General features: G+C 62.3%; 20 protein-coding genes and 1 riboswitch. Of the genes, 6 read left to right on the forward strand and 14 right to left on the reverse strand.

Going from position 1 to position 21,618, the window contains the following annotated elements; genetic code table 11:
- The 5 genes from AC1DD7_RS22455 to AC1DD7_RS22475 form a co-directional block, all read right to left on the reverse strand.
- Positions 1 to 725 (reverse strand): serine dehydratase beta chain (locus AC1DD7_RS22455; RefSeq protein ID WP_477516624.1); only part of this gene is annotated, 725 nt, incomplete at its 3' end.
- A gap of 443 nt (positions 726 to 1,168) precedes the next feature.
- Positions 1,169 to 1,555 carry a glycine cleavage system protein GcvH gene (gene gcvH / locus AC1DD7_RS22460; RefSeq protein ID WP_477516625.1) on the reverse strand — a complete coding sequence of 129 codons (387 nt, stop codon included), beginning with the start codon at positions 1,553 to 1,555 and terminating at the stop codon, positions 1,169 to 1,171.
- A gap of 275 nt (positions 1,556 to 1,830) precedes the next feature.
- Positions 1,831 to 2,964: a glycine cleavage system aminomethyltransferase GcvT gene (gene gcvT, locus AC1DD7_RS22465; protein ID WP_477516626.1), complete on the reverse strand. Its 1,134-nt coding sequence runs from the start codon at positions 2,962 to 2,964 to the stop codon at positions 1,831 to 1,833.
- An 18-nt stretch (positions 2,965 to 2,982) separates the two neighbouring features.
- Positions 2,983 to 5,829, reverse strand: a complete 2,847-nt coding sequence (gene gcvP / locus AC1DD7_RS22470) for an aminomethyl-transferring glycine dehydrogenase (RefSeq protein WP_477516627.1) — start codon at positions 5,827 to 5,829, stop codon at positions 2,983 to 2,985.
- Between the two features lie 184 nt (positions 5,830 to 6,013).
- Positions 6,014 to 6,111, reverse strand: a riboswitch (glycine riboswitch).
- Between the two features lie 94 nt (positions 6,112 to 6,205).
- Complete coding sequence (locus AC1DD7_RS22475; protein WP_477516628.1) at positions 6,206 to 6,745, reverse strand: TetR/AcrR family transcriptional regulator; 540 nt, start codon at positions 6,743 to 6,745, stop codon at positions 6,206 to 6,208.
- Between the two features lie 74 nt (positions 6,746 to 6,819).
- Here AC1DD7_RS22475 and AC1DD7_RS22480 point away from each other — a divergent pair, with 74 nt between their 5' ends.
- The gene (locus AC1DD7_RS22480; RefSeq protein ID WP_477516629.1) at positions 6,820 to 8,370 is read left to right on the forward strand and encodes an MFS transporter; all 1,551 of its coding nucleotides are present in this window, start codon (positions 6,820 to 6,822) and stop codon (positions 8,368 to 8,370) included.
- Positions 8,371 to 8,382: 12 nt separating this feature from the next.
- Here AC1DD7_RS22480 and AC1DD7_RS22485 read toward each other — a convergent pair whose 3' ends face one another.
- Complete coding sequence (locus AC1DD7_RS22485) at positions 8,383 to 9,033, reverse strand: cyclodeaminase/cyclohydrolase family protein (RefSeq protein WP_477516630.1); 651 nt, start codon at positions 9,031 to 9,033, stop codon at positions 8,383 to 8,385.
- 77 nt (positions 9,034 to 9,110) lie between these two features.
- Here AC1DD7_RS22485 and AC1DD7_RS22490 point away from each other — a divergent pair, with 77 nt between their 5' ends.
- Positions 9,111 to 10,355 carry an amidohydrolase gene (locus AC1DD7_RS22490; RefSeq protein WP_477516631.1) on the forward strand — a complete coding sequence of 415 codons (1,245 nt, stop codon included), beginning with the start codon at positions 9,111 to 9,113 and terminating at the stop codon, positions 10,353 to 10,355.
- 67 nt (positions 10,356 to 10,422) lie between these two features.
- Here AC1DD7_RS22490 and AC1DD7_RS22495 read toward each other — a convergent pair whose 3' ends face one another.
- Positions 10,423 to 10,644, reverse strand: coding sequence for a hypothetical protein (locus AC1DD7_RS22495; RefSeq protein ID WP_477516632.1), 222 nt, complete (start codon positions 10,642 to 10,644; stop codon positions 10,423 to 10,425).
- Positions 10,645 to 10,718: 74 nt separating this feature from the next.
- On the reverse strand, positions 10,719 to 11,708 hold the full coding sequence (locus AC1DD7_RS22500; protein ID WP_477516633.1) for an NAD(P)/FAD-dependent oxidoreductase: 990 nt from the start codon (positions 11,706 to 11,708) through the stop codon (positions 10,719 to 10,721).
- Between the two features lie 153 nt (positions 11,709 to 11,861).
- Here AC1DD7_RS22500 and AC1DD7_RS22505 point away from each other — a divergent pair, with 153 nt between their 5' ends.
- The 4 genes from AC1DD7_RS22505 (at position 11,862) to AC1DD7_RS22520 (ending at position 16,179) form a co-directional block, all read left to right on the forward strand.
- Positions 11,862 to 12,443: a helix-turn-helix domain-containing protein gene (locus AC1DD7_RS22505; protein WP_477516634.1), complete on the forward strand. Its 582-nt coding sequence runs from the start codon at positions 11,862 to 11,864 to the stop codon at positions 12,441 to 12,443.
- A 125-nt stretch (positions 12,444 to 12,568) separates the two neighbouring features.
- Complete coding sequence (locus AC1DD7_RS22510; protein WP_431118518.1) at positions 12,569 to 13,597, forward strand: nitrilase-related carbon-nitrogen hydrolase; 1,029 nt, start codon at positions 12,569 to 12,571, stop codon at positions 13,595 to 13,597.
- Positions 13,594 to 14,619, forward strand: coding sequence for an agmatine deiminase family protein (locus AC1DD7_RS22515; RefSeq protein ID WP_477516635.1), 1,026 nt, complete (start codon positions 13,594 to 13,596; stop codon positions 14,617 to 14,619). The genes AC1DD7_RS22510 and AC1DD7_RS22515 overlap by 4 nt, the downstream gene beginning before the upstream one ends.
- Before the next feature lie 12 nt (positions 14,620 to 14,631).
- Positions 14,632 to 16,179, forward strand: coding sequence for an APC family permease (locus AC1DD7_RS22520; protein WP_477516636.1), 1,548 nt, complete (start codon positions 14,632 to 14,634; stop codon positions 16,177 to 16,179).
- A gap of 94 nt (positions 16,180 to 16,273) precedes the next feature.
- On the opposite strand, the gene AC1DD7_RS22525 is transcribed toward AC1DD7_RS22520, so the two are convergent.
- The 6 genes from AC1DD7_RS22525 to AC1DD7_RS22550 all read right to left on the reverse strand — a co-directional run bounded on the left by AC1DD7_RS22525 (position 16,274) and on the right by AC1DD7_RS22550 (position 21,607).
- Positions 16,274 to 16,819, reverse strand: a complete 546-nt coding sequence (locus AC1DD7_RS22525; RefSeq protein WP_477516637.1) for an AMIN-like domain-containing (lipo)protein — start codon at positions 16,817 to 16,819, stop codon at positions 16,274 to 16,276.
- A gap of 295 nt (positions 16,820 to 17,114) precedes the next feature.
- Positions 17,115 to 17,417 (reverse strand): DUF4193 domain-containing protein, encoded by a 303-nt coding sequence (locus tag AC1DD7_RS22530; protein ID WP_431118510.1) that lies wholly within the window; start codon positions 17,415 to 17,417, stop codon positions 17,115 to 17,117.
- A 124-nt stretch (positions 17,418 to 17,541) separates the two neighbouring features.
- Positions 17,542 to 17,760, reverse strand: coding sequence for a hypothetical protein (locus tag AC1DD7_RS22535; protein WP_477516638.1), 219 nt, complete (start codon positions 17,758 to 17,760; stop codon positions 17,542 to 17,544).
- 101 nt (positions 17,761 to 17,861) lie between these two features.
- Positions 17,862 to 19,079, reverse strand: coding sequence for an L-2-hydroxyglutarate oxidase (gene lhgO, locus AC1DD7_RS22540; protein WP_477516639.1), 1,218 nt, complete (start codon positions 19,077 to 19,079; stop codon positions 17,862 to 17,864).
- Positions 19,080 to 19,201: 122 nt separating this feature from the next.
- The gene (locus AC1DD7_RS22545) at positions 19,202 to 19,696 is read right to left on the reverse strand and encodes a DUF805 domain-containing protein (RefSeq protein WP_477516640.1); all 495 of its coding nucleotides are present in this window, start codon (positions 19,694 to 19,696) and stop codon (positions 19,202 to 19,204) included.
- Between the two features lie 360 nt (positions 19,697 to 20,056).
- Positions 20,057 to 21,607, reverse strand: a complete 1,551-nt coding sequence (locus tag AC1DD7_RS22550; protein ID WP_477516641.1) for an acyl-CoA synthetase — start codon at positions 21,605 to 21,607, stop codon at positions 20,057 to 20,059.
- Positions 21,608 to 21,618: the final 11 nt, after the last annotated feature.

The raw sequence follows: 21,618 nt of genomic DNA on the forward strand, positions 1-21,618 counted from the left end.
CCCCCGGGCAACACACCCTCACGCTTCAACGACGTCTCAACACACGCCTCCATCACGTGCCAGATATGCAAAAGACCCTCCCGGATCTCCTCCTCGGACCGGGACGCACGCTCGTTGATGAACATGATCTCGCTGATCCCCAAACCCTTGGACGCACACCGGCCCAGCAACTCAGCAGCCGTCCGGAACGGCAACGGCAACTCCGCCTTCGTCTCCTCCAACTCCGCCCGAGCCGCGTCTTCCTCGCCCTCGCGGACGATGAACCCGCCACCAACCGAGAAGAACGTCGCCTCCCGCAGCACGTTCCCCCCGGCATCAGACACGGCAAACTTCATCCCATTCGTATGCCGCGGCAACACCGTCAACGGATGCAGGATCATGTCCTCCACGGCATACGGCAGCTCTACGCCTTCGCCGGAGGCCCCGGCCAGATTCAGGACACCTGTCTCAGCGATCGACGCGAGCCGCTCCTCCACCTCATCGGGCAGGATCAAATCCGGGTGGTAACCCTCAAGGCCCAACAGGGTCGCAGTCATGGTCCCGTGCCCACGGCCAGTCGCGGCCAACGACCCATACAAGTCAACCCGCAACGACGCGACCGAGCCCAGGACACCGGCGTCCTTGAGCTCACCAGCGAACACCGCAGCAGCCCGCATGGGGCCCACGGTATGAGAACTCGACGGGCCAATACCCACAGTGAACAGATCGAAAACACCAACAGCCATGGTCGGGATTCCTTAACAAAGCTTGAAACGGTCCGGCAGATGGTCCTGCCGGAGGGCCGCCCCCACTTATGGCGGCAAGCGACCGAAGCACGACGCCGGATGGCCCCCAAAGGCGGCAACCCGGCGTCGCAATTTTATTCAGTTCTACAATCCCACGCTACGCCACAGTGGGCGCTGTATGGGCGCTTCGAGCCAACGTCCTCCGCGGACTCCAGCGGCCATTTCGGGGCTCCCCTGCCGAACATGCGCACGGCATCTCCGGCAGCGAACCCCCGAAACGGACTGGCAATACCAAACCCCCGCCGGGGAACTGTCCCCTTTGGGACCGGCATCCGGCAGCGGGCGTCTAAGGGAGCATCGCATCCGCTCAGCGGGTGCATATGCGACCGAGGCCGCAGAGGATGCCGGCCCCAACGGGCCAACCGACAAAGCGCGAAGAGCAGTTAGGACAGGTCTCCGCCATTCTTGGAGGCGTACTCCTCGGCCGAAAGCAGCGGGCCCTCGGACTCGGCGGCGACCTTGAACAACCAACCAGCGCCATACGGGTCGTTGTTGATCAGGGCTGGGTCGCCCACAACGGCGTCGTTGATCTCAGTGACCTCACCAGTGACCGGCGAGTAGAGGTCAGAAACACTCTTCGTGGACTCCACCTCGCCACAGGTCTCGCCAGCAGTCACGGCGGAGCCAACCTCGGGCAGGTCAACGTACACGATGTCGCCCAGTGCGTCAGTGGCAACTTCGGAGATACCAACAGACACCGAGTTCCCCTCCCCGCGGGAAACCCACTCGTGCTCGTCGGAGTACTGAAGTTCGGGCGCTACTTTGGGCATTCTGTTTCCTTACTGTGGTTGATCAAAAACTGTGGCTGGGGGTGGATGGCGCACGGATCACCCCCGGCAGGTTGCCACTCCCCCAGCATTCAGCGGTTCGAGTGGCGCCAGAGTGGCCGCGCGTCCTGGTGATGTGCGCAGCCCCTTCGGGCCCGGTATCCGGATGCGGGCGTCCAAGGGAGCCTCGCGTCCGCCCAGCGGGCGCTTAGGCGACCGAGCCCGCGGAGGATGGCGGGCCCGACGGGCAAAAGGCGACCCGTCGGGACAACCCCCGCTTACTTTTGGCGCTTGTAGAACGGCAATGCGACAACTTCGAACGGCTCAGACTTGCCCCGCAGGTCAATGTCCAACGCAGTTCCAAGCTCTGAATGCTCGACGTCGACGTAGGCCAACGCTACCGGGTATCCAAGCGTCGGGCTGGGCTGGCCGGAGGTGACTTCGCCTACCACTGCACCGTCCTTGAGAACCGGGTAATGACCACGACCAGCGCGGCGGCCCAGGCCCTTGAGGCCCACGAGCTTGCGTCCGCTGGTGGAGCCGGCGCCGTCAGCTTTGAGGGCAGCGAGTGCGTCCTTGCCGACGAAGTCGCCTTCTTTCGATAGTGCGACGACGGGACCGAGCCCTGCGGCGAACGGGTTTCCTTCGCGGGACAGTTCGTTGCCGTATAACGGCATTCCGGCTTCGAGACGCAGGGAGTCGCGGGAAGCCAGGCCTGCGGCGGTCAACTCGCCTTCTTCAGCGACGTCGGCGATGGCCTGCCACAGGGCAGCAGCGGAGTCGTTGGACACAAAGATCTCGAAGCCGTCTTCACCGGTGTACCCGGTGCGGGCGAGCAGCAGGTCCTGAGTGCCGCCGTCGAACGTGAACGGCACCTCAACAGCGGCGTAGTACTTCAGTTCGGTGACCAGCGCGTGCTGCTCTGCGGGCACAAGGCGCAGCAGTATGGCTTCAGCGCGCGGACCCTGGACAGCAATAAGCGACGTCTCGGCGGAGGCGTCTTCAACAACTACGTCAAAACCAGCTGCGCGCTCCACCAAAGCGGCCGCAACTACCGTGGCGTTGCCCGCGTTGGGGACCACCAGAAACTTGTCGGCGCCACGACGGTACGTGATGAGGTCGTCGATGATGCCGCCATCTTCCTGGCAGATCAGCGAGTACTTTGCCTTGCCCTCGGCCATGGCGGAAATCTTGCCCACCAGGGCATAGTCCAGGAACGCTGCCGCGTCCGGTCCGGTGACCCAGACTTCGCCCATGTGGGAGAGGTCGAAGAGGCCGGCGGACTTGCGGACGGCGTGGTGCTCGGCCAACTCGGACGAGTACTTAAGGGGCATCTGCCAGCCGCCGAAGTCGGTGAAGGACGCGCCCAGTTTCTTGTGCTCTTCGTAGAGAGCGGTGTAGTTCTCAGTCATAGGAGTCCTTAGGCTGTGTTAGTCGTTGAAGGCTTCGATCGGAGGGCAGGAGCAGACCAGGTTACGGTCTCCTGCTGCGCCATCGATGCGGCCAACGGGCGGGAAGTACTTGTCCTGCTTGAGGTGGTGGACGGGGAATGCGGCCTGCTCACGCGGGTATGCGCGGTCCCAGTCAGAACTTACGACGGCGGCAGCCGTGTGGGGTGCCTTGCGCAGCGGGGAGTTCTCAACAGTGAAATCGCCTGTGGCAACCTGCTCGATTTCGGCACGGATGGTGATCATGGCTTCGATGAAGCGGTCGATCTCCACGAGGTCCTCGGACTCTGTGGGCTCCACCATGAGGGTTCCGGCAACAGGGAACGCCAGGGTGGGAGCGTGGAAGCCGAAGTCGATGAGGCGCTTAGCCACGTCCTCAGCTGTAACGCCTGTGCGGGCAGTCAGTTCACGGAGGTCCAGGATGCATTCGTGGGCTACGAGCCCGCCCTCGCCGGTGTAGAGCACGGGGAAGTGCTCGTTGAGGCGGGAAGCGATGTAGTTCGCGGCCAGCAGGGCGGACTTGGTTGCTTCGGTGAGGCCCTGGCCACCCATGAGCTTCACGTAGGCCCAGGAGATCGGGAGCACACCGGCCGAACCGAAGCGGGAGGCCGAAATCGGGACGTCGTTGCCTTCGGTCCACGAAGCAGCGTCACCGGGCATGAACGGCGCCAGGTGTGCTTTGGCCGCGACCGGGCCAACACCAGGTCCGCCACCGCCGTGCGGGATGCAGAATGTCTTGTGCAGGTTCAGGTGGGAGACGTCGCCGCCGAACTTGCCCGGCTGCGCGAGTCCAACGAGTGCGTTGAGGTTGGCGCCATCGATGTAGACCTGGCCGCCGGCTTCGTGGATAGCGTCGCAGACTTCCCGGACGTCGGCGTCGTACACACCGTGCGTGGACGGGTAGGTGATCATGATGGCCGAGAGGGCGTCCCGGTTTGCTTCGATCTTGGCCTTGAGGTCAACGTGATCGATGGTGCCATCGGGAGCGGTGGCCACCACAACAACCTTCATGCCAGCGAGCACTGCGGAAGCAGCGTTGGTGCCGTGGGCAGACGCCGGGATGAGGCACACGTTGCGCTGCTCGTCACCGCGGGACAGGTGGTAGCCGCGGATCGCGAGCAGGCCCGCGAGCTCACCCTGGGAACCGGCGTTCGGCTGGATGGAGACCTGATCGTAGCCGGTGATCTCAGTCAGCTGGGACTCAAGATCGGTGATCAGTTCACGCCACCCCTCGGTCTGGGAATCCGGAGCGAACGGGTGGATCGAGGCGAACTCCGGCCAGGAGATGGCTTCCATCTCAGCGGTTGCGTTCAGCTTCATCGTGCAGGAACCCAACGGAATCATGGTGCGATCCAGTGCCAGGTCGCGGTCCGAGAGCTTACGGATGTAGCGAAGGAGCTGGGTTTCGGAGCGGTGGGTGTTGAACACCGGGTGCTGCATGAAGTCGCTCGAGCGCTCTACGGAAGATTCCAGCGCAAAACCTTCAGCGGACTCAAGCACCTTAGCGTCGAAGACATCCAGGACGCTACGAACAATCTCCGATGTAGTGGTCTCGTCAACAGAAATGCCCACCAGATCAGCGTCAATGCCGCGCAGGTTGATGTCCTTGGCCTCGGCAGCGGCCACGATCTCCGCAGCCTTGCCAGGAACGCGGACTGTAATGGTGTCAAAGAAGGACGTGTGAAGGACCTCAACGCCGGCAGCCTTCAGTGACGCTGCAAGGGTGCGGGCGTGACCGTGGGCGGTTTCTGCGATTGCCTTCAGGCCTTCGGGTCCGTGGTAGACGGCGTACATGGAGGCGACGATGGCCAGCAACGCCTGCGCGGTGCAGATGTTGGACGTGGCCTTCTCGCGGCGGATGTGCTGCTCGCGGGTCTGCAGCGCCAAGCGGTAGGCGGGGACACCGGCGTCGTCCTTGGAAACGCCCACCAGACGGCCCGGCATGGAACGCTCGAGACCTTTCTGGACGGCCATGTACGCGGCGTGCGGGCCACCGAAGAACAGCGGAACTCCCAGGCGCTGGGCGGAACCGACGGCGATGTCCGCACCTTGCTCGCCCGGAGGGGTGATGAGCGTCAGGGAGAGAAGGTCTGCTGCGACCGTGACCAGTGCACCGCGTTCCTTCGCGTCAGCGATGACGGCGGAGTGATCGAACACGCGGCCGGAAACGCCGGGCTGCTGCAGGACGACGCCGTTGATGACGCCTTCCGGGAGGCCGAGCGAAAGGTCAGCGACCTCAACTTCGAAACCGAGGGCCTCAGCGCGGCCCTTCACGATGGCTATGGTCTGCGGGAGGCAGTCGGCGTCGAGGACGGTCTTCCCGTCATGGGCTGCCTTGTTCTTGTTGGCGCGGCGCATCATAAGGACGGCCTCGGCCACAGCTGTTGCTTCGTCCAACAGGGAGGCGTTGGCGATCGGCAGTCCCACGAGGTCCTGGACCATGGTCTGGAAGTTCAGCAGGGCTTCCAGGCGGCCCTGCGAGATTTCCGGCTGGTACGGCGTGTACGCGGTGTACCAGGCCGGGGATTCGAGGATGTTCCTGCGGATAACCGGCGGCGTGACGGTGTCGTAGTAGCCTTGGCCGATCATCTGGACGACGGTCTTGTTCTTGGATGCAAGCTTGCGCAGCTCGGCCAGCACCTCAACTTCGCTGAGCGCGTTTTCGAGGGTGAGGGCAACGTCCTGGCGGATGTCGTTGGGAACGGCGGTGTCAACCAGCGAATCAACGGTGTCGTAACCGACCGTCTTGAGCATGGTGTCAATGTCGGCCTGGCGGCGGGCGCCAATATGCCGATCGACGAAGGTGGTGGAGGCTGAACTAACCGTCACGAAGGAACTCCATTACTTGGGCGGCGTTTGGGTACGCCACAGTGGCTGGGTTCCTCCCCGCTCTGTATTGGACCTGAGAGTTTCCGCGTGTTGCTTTCACAACGCTCGCTTGCACCGTCGGTGAGCACAGCATTTCCACTGCGCCAAAGGGCGCAGCAAAAGGCCTGCTACTTTCCAGAGTTGCCTCGCCGCGGCGGTGCGTGGGCCTGAGAGATTCCTGGGGAGGGTTTGCTCCTACGGCGCCCGCATCACTTGCTTGCAGGACTCTCCCGCCGCAGATCAAAGGCATATTCACTTATTTGCGTGCCCCTTGTAAAGACGCACCACAAGGCTCAATTGTCCTACGTCGGAGGCGTCGCCGCAAATGGGCGACCCGCTACTTGCGGAGCCGGTCCAGGACTCCCAGCAGGATCTCGACGTCGGCCTCCCGCCCGGCCTTGCCGCCTTCCTGGCCGCCCTCGAACATTGCGTTGAAATACAGGCCGTCACCCATATAACTGACGGCTTTGGCTACCTCCGGACCCACATCCTCGGCCAGGACGTCCAGCCACTGTTGCTGGATTCCGCTGAACCGTAGCCGGGTCTCTTCATGGGCAACTTCTGCCAGCCGTGTGGCCGCGACGAACGCCCGGTCCATGGGGGTCCCGGCCCACAGTGAGGTCCGAATGAAGTAAGCAGCGCTGCCATCGGGCGCTGTCTTCATTTTTTCGATGTCTGCCTGGGCCAAGTCATCCAAGCGCTCCAGCAGGGCGCTGATCAGCGATTCCTTGTTGGGGAAGTGGTAAAGCAGTCCACCCTTGGAGACACCTGCCCGCTTTGCGACGGCGTCAAGCGTGGCAGCCCGCTCCCCCACCTCGATAAGGAGGGCTTCGTAGGCATCCAGGACCGCATCCCGGGCAACTGGTTTTCGTGGCATGACTACATCATTCCCTACGGCGTTTGGTGGTGTTGAATTTGAAACTATACCGTCTGGACGGTACAGTTAGTACCATGTTCACGCCGTCTTCAACCCAAGCACCCCGTTCCGCTCGTTCCCTGATGGGTCAGACGGCACCGTGGCGCGATTGGACGGCTCTGGCACTCCTGATGTTCCCGGTGCTGCTGGTGGCCGTAGACAACACCGCGCTCACCTTCGCCCTGCCCGAAATTGCCCGCTCCCTGGATGTAGGTGGCGTGCAACTCCTGTGGATCATTGACGCCTACCCGCTCGTGTTGGCGGCGCTGCTCGTTTCCATGGGCAACCTTGGCGACAGGATCGGACGACGGCGGCTGCTGCTGATCGGCAGCACAGGCTTCGCGGCGGTTTCGGCTGCTACAGCGTTCGCGCCTTCCGCGGAATGGCTGATTGCCGGCCGCGCCGCACTTGGCGTGTTCGGCGCCATGTTGATGCCCTCAACGCTGTCCTTGATCCGGAACATCTTTGCTGATCCGAACCGCCGGCGGCTCGCGATCGCCGTATGGGCTGCCGGATTCTCTGGCGGCGCCGCCCTTGGCCCGATCTTTGGTGGCTGGCTGGTGGAACACTTCTGGTGGGGTGCCGTCTTCCTGGTGGCGACCTTCTTGCTCCTGCCCCTCCTCGCTTTCGGCAGGGTCCTCATTCCCGAGTCCAAGGACGCCAATCCTGGCCGTGTGGACGTGCCCAGCATCGCGCTGTCCGTGATCACCATGGCTCCGTTCGTGTACGGCATCAAGGAATTCGCTGTTCACGGGTTCGGGGCGTCGGCAGCGGCCTTCATGGTCTTCGGCCTGGTGATGGGCATTTTGTTTGTCCGTCGCCAGCGGCGGATCCAGAGCCCCATGCTGGACGTCACTTTGTTCAAGAACAAGGTGTTCAGCACAGCAATCGTGGCCAACGTCCTGTCCTTGTTTTCCATGACGGGCTTCATCTACTTCTTCGCCCAGCACTTGCAGCTGGTTGAACGTCAGTCGCCCATGGAAGCGGGCATCGCAATGATTCCGGCGCTCCTGGCAACGGTCATCGCCGGCCTGGTGGTGGTCCCGCTGGTAAAGCGCGTCCGGCCAGGATTCGTGGTGGCCGGCGGCCTTACCCTCAGCGCGGCGGGCTATTTGGTGGTAGCTGTGGGTGATCACGGCAGCGGAGCTGTGTTCCTGTTGTCAGCCTTGACTGTCCTCGCCGTCGGCGTAGGCGCAGCGGAAACCATCTCCAACGACCTCATCCTCGGCTCGGTGCCGGCCGACAAATCCGGAGCGGCGTCCGCAATTTCCGAGACAGGCTACGAGCTGGGTTCGCTCCTGGGGACGGCCGTGCTGGGCTCTATCCTCACCGCGTCCTACCAGCACAACCTCGTCATCCCGGAGGGCTTGTCCACGCAGGCGGCCGGGAAATCGGGTGAAACGTTGGCCGGTGCAGTGGACGCTGCTGCGGCACTACCCGCTCCGCTATCGGATGCACTGACGGCCGCCGCCCGGGTAGCCTTCGAATCCGGCGTCCACATCACTGCAGCGATTGGGCTGGTATTGATGGCTGGTGCGGCAGTGCTTGCCGCCGTCGTGCTCCGGCGGGTTCCCAAAGCGCAGTAGGCGCCGCGGGAATCAGTGGCCGTCAGTAGGTGCAGCCTTGCCATCTACGGCGGCCACCAGCTGGTCAATCCGGTCCAGGGCTTCGCTGAGCCGCCCTACCGTTGCCCACAATTCAGGGTGCTTTTCCTTGATCTCATCAAGCGACGCGCCTGCGGATCTGAGCGACCCGAGATCAAAGCTCACGTTGGTGCGGGCTCCCGCGATGGCGGCCCTGAGAGCTCCAAACCCCACCACCACATCAGCAATGAGCGCCGGGTTCCCGTTGGCAGCAAGCCATCCCAAGTCCTCGATGGCTTCGATGGCATGGTCCCCGAGGACCGCGGACGCTTTGGCGGCATCGACGGATGCACGGTGGATTGCCTGCTCCCGGTCCGGGCCAGGATCAAGCCGGAAGGCCGCACCGAAAGCCTTCGACGCCGTTGCGTCGTCGTCAGCCAGCTTCAGGGCGGTTTCGCGGAGGGAGCGGGCCCGGGCGTGCAGATCGGCCAACTGCTGCCCGGGCGCCTCCGTATAACCAGCAACCATGGACGTTAGGGATGCTGCAATGGCCAACATCACGCCGGTACCTGCGCCTCCCCCAGGCGATCCGCTGGACTCTGCCAAAGCCCTGGTCCAATCCTCCACCGTTGAGTGTTGGGTAGTGATCTCTTGTGAAGATTCCATGCACCCAAGTTTGCCCTCTGGTGACCTCGATACACTGGCCAGACCCTGCGGCGTCGACCTGTTAAGGAAAATTCCCCATGAGCATTGACCTTGAAGCCCTCTACCGTGACCTCCACTCGAATCCGGAGCTTTCCTTCCAGGAGGTCAGAACAGCCGGGATCATCAGCGGACACCTTGAGGACCTGGGGCTGCTGGTCCACCGCAGCGTGGGGAAAACGGGGGTTGTAGGAGTCCTGGACAATGGCCCCGGACCTGTGGTGATGCTTCGTGCCGATATGGACGCGTTACCGGTCAAAGAGGCCACCGGGTTGGACTACGCAAGTGCGGCAGTCGGCGTCGACCATGAAGGCCGCGACGTGCCGATCATGCATGCGTGCGGGCACGACGTGCATGTCAGCTGCCTCCTCGGAGCCGTGGAAGCGTTGGCCGAAAAGCGGCTGGACTGGCAGGGCACGTTGATCGCCGTCTTCCAGCCAGCCGAAGAATGGGGTGGCGGTGCCCAGGCCATGGTGGCGGATGGGCTCTTTGACCTGGTCCCCAAGCCGGACGTGGTCCTCGGCCAGCACGTGGCGCCCTTTCCTGCCGGATGGTTCGGCATCCGTCCCGGTGTGGCCATGGCTTCAGCGGATTCCCTCAACGTGACTTTGCATGGACGCGGCGGCCACGGCTCCCGGCCTGAAACCACCATTGATCCAGTGCTCATGGCAGCGGCAACCACCATGCGCCTGCAAGGAGTGGTGTCCCGGGAACTCGCCGCCAGCGATTCTGCAGTAGTTACCGTTGGGCAAATCCATTCGGGAACAAAGAACAACATCATTCCCGAGACCGCAACCCTTGGCCTCAGCATCCGATCCTTCAGCGAGCCCACGCGGGAGAAAGTCCTGAACTCGATCGAGCGCATCGTTCGAAGTGAAGCTGCTGCCTCAGGCTCCCTCAAGGAACCCGACTTCCACTATGAGGAGCGATTCCCTTTGACGGTTAATGATGAGTCGGCCGCGGGAAGGGTGGCTTCAGCGTTCTCTGATAAGTTCGGGGCCGCGCGGATCATGGACCCCGGCCCGGTCTCAGGCAGCGAAGACGTCGGGGAACTCGCGACAGCGGCGGGCGCGCCGCTCGTCTTTTGGTTCCTGGGCGGGATCGAGGCCACCCACTTCAAGGACTGGGCGACGACGGGCCGTCTCCCGGAGGACGTTCCGTCGAACCATTCGCCCTACTTTGCCCCGATTATCCAGCCAACACTGGCCCTTGGCACGGAAGCGCTGGTCACTGCTGCCCTCGAATTCCTGGTCGCTCCGAAGCAGGCTGCAGGAAACCCCGCTTAACGGACGATTCACCGCCGCGCGCGGTGGTGAATCGTCCGTTGTACGGGGTCTTTGCCCAGACCGCTGCCTACACCTTCTCGCGGATGCGGTCGATCTTCGGTTCTGAAACCTCAAATTCCCTGCGGCGACGAGCCAGGAAAGTCCACAACGTTCCTTCTGTCTGCGGGCTCTTCTCGGCAGGGGCCTCCGGTGCCTGATCCTTGCTGGTCTCAGGCTTGTGCATCTCAGGCGTGCGCACGGAGTCCTTCTTCGAGCGCCTCTCATAGCCCTCATAGTACGAGTAGCACATACCCAACCTCCTTAGTGGCTGTTCTTTAATCGTCCTCGCACCTGGACCGTAAGTCGACTGCTAATTAATGCAACTCACCGTGAAACAAGGCCTTCAACGCGGCTGGCCGCTGCCGCTACCGCCAGCCTGGTTTCAGCCATCATGAGATCCGCGTTGATGACTGCACCGGACATGTTTCCTGCTGCTGCAGCGGCCACTACCTGGCCCATGGGATCCGCAACGTTGCCGGCGACCCAAACGCCCGGCACTGAAGTGGCTCCTCCTGGCGCACTCGCTTCAAAATGAAGTCCCACTCCCTGGGGGTGTTCCACCGGCTCAATGCCGAGGGATTCGAGCACCCTGGAACGCGCCTCCATGCGTGGACCAACCACCACCGCCTCAACTGGTATCGTCGCGCCGGATTCAAGGACGACGCCACTCAGCACATCGTCAGTGACTTCCAATGACTGAACCTTGCCTTCGACCACGCTGATGGACCGGGCCGCCAGTTGTTCCCACTGCTCTTCAGTCGGTTCAACGATGTCGTTCAGGAAGAGCGTGACGTTGGGGCTCCACTGCCGGAACAGCAGGGTCTGGTGCAAAGCCATCGGTACGGAGCCCAGGATGCCGATTGCTTTGTCCCGCACTTCCCAACCATGGCAGTACGGGCAGTGCAGGACGTCCCTGCCCCAGCGCTGCCGGATGCCCTTCACGTCAGGCAGGATGTCGGTCAGGCCCGTGGCCACCAGTATCCGACGCGCCCCGACAGTCCGACCATCAGCCAGGTCCACCTCAAAGGCGGGTTCGGAAGCGTTGGTGGGATCCGGCGTCGAACGCGCCGCCACAGCCACGCCCGAAACGATGTGGCCTCCGTAATGCAAAACTTCAGCCCGGCCAAGCACCAGGAGTTCCTTGGGGCTGAGCCCGTCCCGGGAAAGGAAGCCGTGCACCCCTGCGGCAGGAGCGTTCCGTGGCTCCCCGGCGTCGATGACCAGCACGGACCGCAACGCCCTACCCAGCGTGACCGCGGCACTTAACCCAGCTGCGCCACCTCCCACAATGACGATGTCGTACTGTTGTTCCATTTTTTGCCTCCTGTTCGCTTTGTTGCGAGGCCTCCTCTGCGCGTTATTTCCAGGTTTTGGGGCGCAAAGCCGGCCTCACAACGGCCTGGTTCAATGCTCAACCGGAGACCCTCGAATCAGCAACAAATTTTGCTGGTATGGCAAACTGAAGCCATGACTCCGGATTTCAGCAAAATGCTCGACGCCGTCGGCCCTCGCCTGCGAGCGCTGCGGACCCAACGCAATGTGACCCTGGCGGAGGCCTCCGCGGCCACGGGCATTTCGGTCAGCACGCTCTCAAGGTTGGAGTCGGGGCAACGGAAGCCCACGCTCGAATTACTCCTCCCCATTGCCCGCCTTCACCAAGTCCCCCTCGAAGAACTCATCGACGCCCCGGAAACCGGTGATCCGCGGATTCACCTCAAGCCGCACGTGCACGAGTGGGGCACAGCCTTGCCGCTGACACGACGAGCGGGGGGCATCCAGGCGTTCAAGATGGTCCTGCCGGGTGGCACGGGGAAGGAAGTTCCCGATCCCCAATCGCATGAGGGCTACGACTGGATGTACATCCTCAACGGCAAACTCCGGCTTGTCCTGGGTGAGAACGACTTCATTCTCAAAGCGGGTGAGGCGGCGGAGTTCGATACGCGGACGCCGCACTGGTTCGCCAGTGCCACTATGGAACCCGTGGAGCTCCTTACCCTCTTTGGGCAGCAGGGCGAGCGCATGCATGTCAGGGCACGACCCAAGAGATAGGTGCCTCCTGGGCGCGGGAAATGAAGGGAATTCATTTTTGCCCCTTGCATCCGGCCGTGACTACCGCCATACTAAATGAACGCTATTCATTTAGTGACTGTCGTCTCACCGGAGTACATGCCCCCATGATTGAAATTACCCGCCTTGAAGCCCCGACTTCCTTGGCCCGCACCGAGCCGTCCACCCGCACCCCGCTGCGGGTCGGCGTCGTTCAGCACCGCTGGCACGCTGATGAAGCAGTCCTGCATGCCGAACTGAACGAGGGAATCGAACGTGCAGCCAAGCTGGGAGCCAGTGTTGTTTTCCTGCCTGAACTGACCCTCTCCCGCTACCCTGCGGACACCCGGCCGGAGAACAACCCGGCCGCAGGTATCCGCCCTTCCGACATCACCGAAGACCTGCTCACGGGCCCCACCTTCACGTTCGCCGCAGCGGCTGCCAGGACGTACGGCGTCTCGGTGCACGCATCGCTCTACCAGCGTGCTGAAAACCCGGACGGCACGGACGACGGCTTGGGACTCAATACCGCGATCCTCGTCTCCCCTGCTGGCGAGCTCGTGGCCCGCACCCACAAGCTGCACATCCCCGTCACGGCCGGCTACTACGAGGACAAGTTCTTCCGCAAAGGCCCGGCCGCCGAGGACGCCTATGCGGTCCACGCCCCTGCCGAACTCGGCGGCGCACGCCTTGGCATGCCCACCTGCTGGGATGAATGGTTCCCGGAGCTCGCCCGTATGTACTCCCTGGGCGGTGCCGAAATCCTGGTCTACCCCACTGCCATTGGTTCCGAGCCGGACCACCCGGACTTCGACACCCAACCGCTCTGGCAGCAGGTCATCGTGGGCAACGGCATCGCCAACGGCTTGTTCATGATTGCCCCCAACCGCTACGGCAGCGAGGGCACCCTGGACTTCTACGGTTCATCCTTCATCTCCGATCCGTACGGCCGCATCCTGGTCCAGGCACCCCGCGACGAATCCGCCGTCCTGGTGGCCGATCTCGACCTGGACCAGCGCAAGGATTGGCTCACGCTCTTCCCGTTCCTGGCCACCCGCCGCCCGGAAACGTACGGCCGCCTCACGGAACCCGTGAACCCCAACGCCCCGCTGGGCTCCACAGCCGAGGCCACGCCATACCAGGCTGTGTCCGCATGAGCGCCTGGCGGATGCCGTCCGAGACCGCTCCCCAGGACCGCGTCTGGATGGCCTTCCCCACTGGTGGCTATACCTTGGGTGACACCGCGGAAGAAGCTCACGCTGCGCGGTCCACGTGGGCTGCCGTTGCCAACGCCATCCTTGAGTTCGAGCCGGTCACCATGGTGGTACACCCCGACGACGTCGACACCGCCACGCGTTACCTGGACCCTCGCGTCGAGGTACTGACCGCTGAACTCAACGATGCCTGGATGCGCGACATCGGGCCGTCCTTCGTGCTTGATGCCAACAAGCAGCTGGGTGCCGTGGACTGGATCTTCAACGGTTGGGGTGGCCAGGATTGGGCCACATGGGACAAGGACTCCCTCATCGCAGCGGAGATCAGCGCTCGCGCCGATGCCCACCACATCCCGTCAGGCATCGTCAACGAGGGTGGCGGCATCCAGGTTGATGGCGAAGGCACAGTCCTGGTCACCGAGACCGTACAGCTTGACCAAGGCCGCAACCCGGGCCTGACCAAGGCGGACATCGAAGGGGAACTGGCCCGCACCATCGGCGCCACCCATGTGATCTGGCTGCCCCGCGGCCTCACCCGGGACTCGGAGAAATTCGGCACCCGCGGCCACGTGGACATTGTGGCAGCGATCCCGAGCCCCGGCACGCTGCTGGTCCACTCCCAGCAGAACCCCGAACACCCGGACTACAACGTCTCCCGGGAAATCATCGACTTCCTGCGCACCACCCATGACGCAGCAGGCCGGGACTGGAACATCATCGAAGTTCCCGCCCCGGAAACCCTTACCGACGACGAAGGGTATGTGGACTACAGCTACATCAACCACCTCGTGGTCAACGGAGGGGTCATCGCATGCAGTTTCAATGACCCCATGGACGAGAAAGCACTCCGCATCCTCGCCGACGCCTATCCCGGACGCCGCGTAGTCAGTGTTGACGCGCGGGAACTCTTTGCCCGGGGCGGCGGTATCCACTGCATTACGCAGCAGCAGCCTACGGCCATCTAGAAAGGGCCTTTCATGAGCCAGACAATCCGTAGCACGGCCGACGGCACCAGCCCGGCCGGCAAGTCGCACGAGATCAGCGGCAAGGGACTGAAGACGGGGCAGTTGGGGCTCCTCGCCGTCGTCGTTCTTGGCATTTCAACCATCGCCCCGGCGTATACGCTTACCAGCGCGCTCGGTCCGACCGTCAACGAAGCCGGGCTGCAACTGCCCGTGATCTTCCTTATCGGGTTCATTCCGATGATCCTGGTTTCACTGGCATACCGGGAACTCAACGCAGATTCCCCGGACAGCGGCACCACCTTCACGTGGGTCACCAAAGCATTCGGTCCTTGGGTGGGCTGGATGGGTGGCTGGGGCCTGCTCGCGGCCAACATCATCGTCCTGTCCAACCTGGCAGGCGTCGCAGTGGACTTCTTCTATCTCTTCCTGGCACAGGTTACGGGCTCCCCCGAGCTCGCGGACCTCGCCTCGAACAAAGTGCTGAACGTTGCCACCTGCTTCGTCTTCGTTGCCTTGGCCGTGTGGGTCAGCTATCGCGGCCTGCACACCACCAAGATCGTCCAGTACGGGCTGGTGGGCTTCCAGCTGCTGGTCCTGGGCCTCTTCGTGGCCATGGCGTTCGCCAACTGGTCCACCTCCGAGACCGCCATTCCGTTCAGCTGGGACTGGTTCGACGTCACCAAGATCGAGACCTTCGGCCAGATCGCGGCCGGCATCTCCCTGTCGATCTTCGTCTACTGGGGCTGGGACGTATGCCTCACAGTGAACGAGGAAACCGCCAACGGCAAGAAGACCGCCGGCCTCGCAGGCACCCTGACCGCCGTCATCGTGCTGGGCATCTACCTGCTGGTCACCATCGCCACCATGATGTTCGCAGGCGTCGGAGACACTGGAATCGGCCTGAACAACGAGGAAAACCACGCCAACGTGTTCACGGCCCTCGCGTCACCGGTCATGGGTCCGTTCGCGATCCTCATGTCCCTGGCAGTCCTGTCGAGCTCGGCCGCATCGCTGCAGTCCACGTTCACCTCGCCGTCGCGCAGCCTGCTGGCCATGGCGCACTACGGCGCCCTGCCCGAGCGCTTCAGCCACATGAGCAAGAAGTTCTCGACGCCGGGCTTCGCCACCGTCGCGGCCGGTGTCCTGTCCGCGGGCTTCTACGCCGTGATGCACGTGATCAGCGAGAACGTCCTCAACGACACCATCCTGGCTCTTGGCTTGATGATCTGCTTCTACTACGGGCTCACGGCAATCGCCTGTGTTTGGTATTTCCGGAACAGCGTGTTCTCCAGTGCCCGCAACTTCTTCCTGCGTCTCCTCTGCCCGCTGCTGGGTGGGGTCGGCCTGTTCGTTGTCTTCCTGCAGACCGCGGTGGACAGCTGGGCCCCGGAGTTTGGAAGTGGCTCGGAAATCTTCGGAGTGGGGCTCGTGTTCGTGCTCGGCATCGGAATCCTTGCCCTGGGTGCGGTGTTCATGCTGATCATGTCCCGCGTCCGTCCCGGCTTCTTCCGCGGAGAGACCATCCGCAAGGACACCCCTGCCCTGGTGGTCCCCGAGTAGCTCCTTAGCGCGAAATCGCTGGAAAGCTGCCAGTTCGCCGGAATGATCCGGGCGAACTGGCAGCTTTCGTAGGTTTTGGGAGATTTCCCTCAATTCACCAACGGTGGGCGACGTCCACCACAAGGCGTGAACCGCCGTCGGGCCCGTCCAAAGTGAAGACGCGGAACGGAAGCCGGGCACGGACACCCAAACCGATGCTCGTGGTGCCTTCGAAGCTGCCCGCGTAAACCACCTGCCGGAACGTCTCATACCCGGAAACGTTGGACAACTCAGCCTTGGCAGCCGGAGCGTACGTCAATTGGCCGTTCTGGTTGTATGAAGGCGCTGTCACAACAACCTGCAGGTCAGCATCACCGAGCACCGGGATTGGATAGCCCGTGGCATCCTGAACCACAACCGGGACATACTGCACTGAATAGCCGGCCACCTTGCCGGTCATGTCGATCACCAAGCGGTCGTAACAGGGCTGCTGGCCCGTACGGACGTTGGTAACGTTGGCGGCGCTCATATCGGGGTCGGCCTTGGCCAGCGAGCCCCACATGATCCCGCAATATGGTGATGCCGAGGCTGGCCCCGGTGCCACCAGACCGAGTCCGGCAGCTGCAAGGACTGCTGCCAAACCCGCTCCAAATTTCCTCATTTTTTGTGCCCCCTTCAGGCGAAGTTGATACTTCAACAGTAGGAGCGCCTTGGGTGGTTTGGATGGGTTGTGGCCGCTTCGGCGCACAACCGTTAAAACGACCCCGGGGTGGTCACAGGAGAGTCATGGAAGGGGACATTTAGGCCGATTCAGGGACTCTATTGAGGTTCTTCATGCGTAGGTTCGTAACCGAAGATAACGATACCTGGGCGTTACAAAGAGCCGCGGACACGCAAAAGCCCCATCCGACCATTCTCTGGCCTGACGGGGCTCGAACGTTTTGCGATGCCTAGGGTTAGCCTTCGCAGTCCTTGCAGTACTTAAGGCCGTTCTTTTCCAAGGCAACCTGGGACCGGTGGCGGACCAGGAAGCAGGAAGAACACGTGAATTCGTCAGACTGTTCAGGTACCACCACAACGGTCAGTTCTTCACCGGAAAGATCGGCGCCTGGGAGGTCGATGCCTTCCGCGGTGTCGTTTTCGTCGAGGTCGATGACTGCAGTCTGGGCACCGGTGCCGCGGGACGCCTGAAGAGCCTCAAGCGAGTCCGCGGGAGTCTCTTCTTCTGTCTTGCGGGGCGCGTCGTAATCAGTAGCCATTGGGTTCGCTTTCGTTGCTGCATAGTGCCATTTCAGGCACCTCAGTGAAGCAGTTTAGGGCATAGCATCCGCGTTGGACGAAAAGTGTGCCCAAAACAACATTCAGCAGCTTTCAAGCCAACCTTCAGGGGTTACGGCGGGCCATTCCCGAGTGGGATTGAATGGCCTGCGCACTGGCAACCGTAACCCCGCTAAGCGCCGGCAACCACGTCCAATCGGCGGGCCGCCCGTGACCCGGTGTGCCGTCGGCATCGTTTGCCGGTTCCACACAATCCAGGACGTAGGCGGCCTCAATCCATTGGCCGATCTTCGCGCCTTGTTTAGACAACCAGGATGCTTTCATGCGGCAAAGGTATCCAGCAGTCATGTGGGGCCGGTTTCTGCAGCGTCACGGGCTTGTTAACTTCCCCTTTTCCGCACTTAGTCCCGCAGAGCTTGCTGCACCTAGTCCTGCAGAGCCTGCTGCACGATGTACTCCGCGATCGCCATCGACGACGTAGCTCCCGGCGACGGTGCGTTCCGCACCAAAACCGTGTCCCGGCGTCGTGAAATCACAAAATCATCCACCAGGGAACCGTCAGCGTTCATGGCCTGTGCGCGGACGCCTCGCGTGCCGGGAAGAACAGTGGCACCCTCCAACGACGGAACAAAGCGTACGGCCTCCTTAATGAACTTCTTCTTACTGACCACGGTCTGGAATTCGCGGACAGCCGATGGCACATTCTGGCGGGCAAAATTCCAGAATCCTGGAAACAGGGTGTAATTCAGGACATCGAGCACATCGATGTCCTTCCAGGAATAGGCCTCGCGTCCGAAGGAGATGAATGCGTTGGGGCCCAGCATCATTTCGCCGTCGATCCTTTTGGTCAGGTGCACGCCAAGGAACGGATGCTTGGGGTCCGGCACCGGATAAATCAACCCCCTGACTTTTGCGCGGGCTTCCTTCCCGAGGAGGAAGTATTGTCCAAAGAACGGCACGATGCGCGGCGTTGCAGGCTCTCCAGTCGCTTTCGCCAACCGGTCCGCTTGAAGGCCGGCGCAGGCCACCACAAGATCGTAGTGTTCGCCTCCATCCTTCGTGCGGACCACGACGCCGCTCCCCTGCTGTTCCAGCGACGTGACTTCCTGCCCAAGCCGGATCTGCCCGCCTGCGTCGCGGACGTCGTCGGCGAGCGCCTTGGTGATGGCCGTGTAGTCCACGATTGCCGTTTCCGGCGAGTGCAAAGCAGAAAGCCCGACGGCGTTCGGCTCCACCTCGCGTATTTGGTCGCCGCGCAGCATGCGTGCGCCCGGCACCCCATTGGCCGTTGCCCGCGCGAAGATGTTCTCCAGTCGCTTCGATTCTTCGGGGGTCTGGGCGATCACCACCTTGCCGCAGGCCTCGTACGGGAGATCCTTGGCGGCGCAGAATTCCTGAAGCAGGGCAACTCCCCGGCGGCAGAGCGTTGCCTTCAGCCCGCCGGGCTCGTAGTACAGGCCCGCGTGGACTACGCCGGAGTTGTGGCCGGTCTGGTGCTTGGCGAGCTGGTCTTCCTTCTCGTAAACCGTGACCTGGACGCCGTCGAGTTTGTTGGCCAATTCCCGAGCCACCGCCACACCGATGATCCCGCCGCCAATAACGGCGCATCGTTTGATGTTTTTCCGTTTGGTATCACCGGGCATGGGAACTCCTCGTCGTTGGGGATCGGTCCGCATCACTCCACAGCATTCCATGGAGTGGTTCGCCGGGCACGTAAAAGGGGCGGCACTTCGCGTGCCGCCCCTTTTACGTAGTGCGTGAAATGCTAGACAGCGCTGGGCTGGTCGAAGCGCTGGCCGGCCGGGTTGGACGGCAGGAGCGCGAAAACCAGAACGGCGAGTCCACCGACGAACGGAATGAGGCCGAGCAATGCGAGCCATCCGCTGAAGTTGCCATCGTGCAGACGACGAACCAGCAACGAAATGGACGGAATGAGGACGGCCAGGTAAAACGCAAAGATCAAGATAAGTCCTACAACTGCGCCCGGGCCGGGAACTGCCGTTCCGTTTGCGGAGGTGGTAGAACCTGCTGCCCCAAGAATGCCGGTAAGGATCTGCAGGACGAGGCCGATGACACCCAAAGCGAGGGCCACCCACCAGTATTCGCTGCGGCTCGCGCGGCCGGTGAAGGCGGTGTACTTCTTGAAGAAACGCTTTACAGCGGCGCCAATGGGTGCGCCATAGTAGGGAGCCCACAGCGGCGGTTCGCCGGTCTGTGCGCCATACGGCTGGGTTTGCTGTGGCTGTTGCTGGTAACTCAAGGTGTTCCCCCGGGGTTAGGTGTGAATAATGCAATGAGACCAAACTCAGTGAAGAGTCGTTGCTCATCGTAGTGCTCTCCGAGGTATTTATGCAGGTCGATGGACAAAATTAACCGGGATTTAGTCCGTTGACGGATTATGTCGGCCCGATCCCTCTCTCACATACCAACCCTTTTGGGCCAACCTTCTCTCACATACCAACCCTTTCGGGCCATCGTTATCTCACATAACTCCCATTGAGGTTCGACGGCGGCCCTGGCCAAGCGTCGTCGTCGCACCTCAGGCTTGAAGATTTCTGGCCAGTTGGAGTCACCTGCTGAGGATCTCTGTCACCCGCAGGATGTGAGAGAACAACGGGGGTCAGGACGCGAACTGCTTCCTCAGCTCCACCTTGCGGATCTTCCCACTGGCAGTCCGCGGCATTTCCTCAACGAAAACCACGGACTTGGGGATCTTGTAGCGGGCGAGCCGGCCTTCCAGATGTGAGCGCAGCTGTTCCTCGGTCAGGGAAGCACCTTCCAGCAGTGTCACGATGGCGCGGGGAACCTCGCCCCATTTGTGGTCGACAACCCCAATGACGGCAACACTTCCCACCTCCGGGAGTTCCGCGATCGCAGCTTCCACTTCGGCCGGATAGACGTTCTCGCCCCCGGAAATGATCATGTCCTTAATGCGGTCCGAGACGAACAAGAAACCTTCATCGTCCCGGAAGCCCATGTCTCCGGACCGGAACCACACCGAATCAGAGTAACTATCAGCGGTGGCTTCAGGCCTGTTCCAATACTCCCTGATGACGTTTGGGCCGGAAATCTGGATCTCCCCCACTGCGCCGGGAAGAGCGAGCCCACCTATCGGGTCTGCAATCCGTACGTCGGTAAAGAAGTGCGGCAGTCCTGCGGAACCGGCTTTCTCCTTGGACCTCGACGCTGGGAGCATCGTGGCGCCCGGGGCAGTCTCGGTCATGCCGTAGCAACTCGTGAATCCAATGCCCCGCTGCTCATACGCGTCCAACACGCGCTGCGGAACAGCAGACCCTCCGCACGTGAGCTTGTCCAGGGAGCTGAGGTCCGCCGTCGACCATTCCGGATGGTCGCAGAGCATCTGGAATGTGGTGGGCACGCCATTGAGCGTGGTGACCTTGTGCTGCCCGATCAACTTGAGGACGCGGCCGGCATCGAACTTGGTTTCGAGCACCACTGTGGCACCTTTGAGCAGCATCGGCAGCAGGCCCATATCCAGGGAGGCCACGTGGAACAGTGGTGAAATCATCAGAGCGACGTCGTTCCTGTTCAGGTCCATGTCCACCACAGTGTTGAAACAGTTCCACGTGATGTTCCCGTGCGTGAGGAGTGCGCCTTTGGGCTTGCCCGTGGTTCCGGAGGTGTAGAGGATCATCGCCGGGTCGTCCAGGCCCACGGCTACATCAAGCGGGGTCCCGGCTGCCGCTTGAAGTACCTCGTCATAACGTTCGACGCCGGATGGCGGCTTGACAGCGAAACCTTGTGTCCCGCCGTCGGGCATCACTACAAGCCGGTGGGTCACAGCGGTGTCCTCCACCGAGGCAGCGGCTACCGCTTCAAGCGCCTCGGCGCTGATCAGGACGCGTGCACCTGAGTCTTGAAGTTGGAACTGCAGCTCCGGGGCGGCGAGGCGGGTGTTCAGCGGGACGAATATCGCACCGAGCAGCCCGCAAGCGAAGAAGGCCTCAACAAACGATGAATGGTTCTCACCGAGGTAGGCCACCCTGTCCCCCATGACCACACCTCTGTCCTTCAGTGCGTTGGCGAGGTAATCAGTGCGATCAGCGAGCTCCGTGTAACTCAGGATGCGATCCCCGGAAACCAGGGCCGTTTTGGGACCCGACTTGGCACGGCGACGGTGCGGCCAGGATCCAACTCCGTTGTTGTCCATGGTGCGGTACT

Source organism: Paenarthrobacter sp. 10L412 (assembly GCF_056395565.1).

What these genes read in the sequence shown, in the direction of transcription:
- lhgO (WP_477516639.1), bottom strand. Translation starts at nt 19,079, where the DNA reads ATGCCCGGTGATACCAAACGGAAAAACATCAAACGATGCGCCGTTATT.
- AC1DD7_RS22485 (WP_477516630.1), bottom strand. Translation starts at nt 9,033, where the DNA reads ATGGAATCTTCACAAGAGATCACTACCCAACACTCAACGGTGGAGGAT.
- AC1DD7_RS22550 (WP_477516641.1), bottom strand. Translation starts at nt 21,607, where the DNA reads ATGGACAACAACGGAGTTGGATCCTGGCCGCACCGTCGCCGTGCCAAG.
- AC1DD7_RS22515 (WP_477516635.1), top strand. Translation starts at nt 13,594, where the DNA reads ATGAGCGCCTGGCGGATGCCGTCCGAGACCGCTCCCCAGGACCGCGTC.
- gcvT (WP_477516626.1), bottom strand. Translation starts at nt 2,964, where the DNA reads ATGACTGAGAACTACACCGCTCTCTACGAAGAGCACAAGAAACTGGGC.
- AC1DD7_RS22495 (WP_477516632.1), bottom strand. Translation starts at nt 10,644, where the DNA reads ATGTGCTACTCGTACTATGAGGGCTATGAGAGGCGCTCGAAGAAGGAC.
- AC1DD7_RS22475 (WP_477516628.1), bottom strand. Translation starts at nt 6,745, where the DNA reads ATGCCACGAAAACCAGTTGCCCGGGATGCGGTCCTGGATGCCTACGAA.
- AC1DD7_RS22505 (WP_477516634.1), top strand. Translation starts at nt 11,862, where the DNA reads ATGACTCCGGATTTCAGCAAAATGCTCGACGCCGTCGGCCCTCGCCTG.
- AC1DD7_RS22480 (WP_477516629.1), top strand. Translation starts at nt 6,820, where the DNA reads ATGTTCACGCCGTCTTCAACCCAAGCACCCCGTTCCGCTCGTTCCCTG.
- gcvH (WP_477516625.1), bottom strand. Translation starts at nt 1,555, where the DNA reads ATGCCCAAAGTAGCGCCCGAACTTCAGTACTCCGACGAGCACGAGTGG.
- AC1DD7_RS22520 (WP_477516636.1), top strand. Translation starts at nt 14,632, where the DNA reads ATGAGCCAGACAATCCGTAGCACGGCCGACGGCACCAGCCCGGCCGGC.
- AC1DD7_RS22535 (WP_477516638.1), bottom strand. Translation starts at nt 17,760, where the DNA reads ATGAAAGCATCCTGGTTGTCTAAACAAGGCGCGAAGATCGGCCAATGG.
- AC1DD7_RS22510 (WP_431118518.1), top strand. Translation starts at nt 12,569, where the DNA reads ATGATTGAAATTACCCGCCTTGAAGCCCCGACTTCCTTGGCCCGCACC.
- AC1DD7_RS22530 (WP_431118510.1), bottom strand. Translation starts at nt 17,417, where the DNA reads ATGGCTACTGATTACGACGCGCCCCGCAAGACAGAAGAAGAGACTCCC.
- AC1DD7_RS22525 (WP_477516637.1), bottom strand. Translation starts at nt 16,819, where the DNA reads ATGAGGAAATTTGGAGCGGGTTTGGCAGCAGTCCTTGCAGCTGCCGGA.
- AC1DD7_RS22500 (WP_477516633.1), bottom strand. Translation starts at nt 11,708, where the DNA reads ATGGAACAACAGTACGACATCGTCATTGTGGGAGGTGGCGCAGCTGGG.
- AC1DD7_RS22490 (WP_477516631.1), top strand. Translation starts at nt 9,111, where the DNA reads ATGAGCATTGACCTTGAAGCCCTCTACCGTGACCTCCACTCGAATCCG.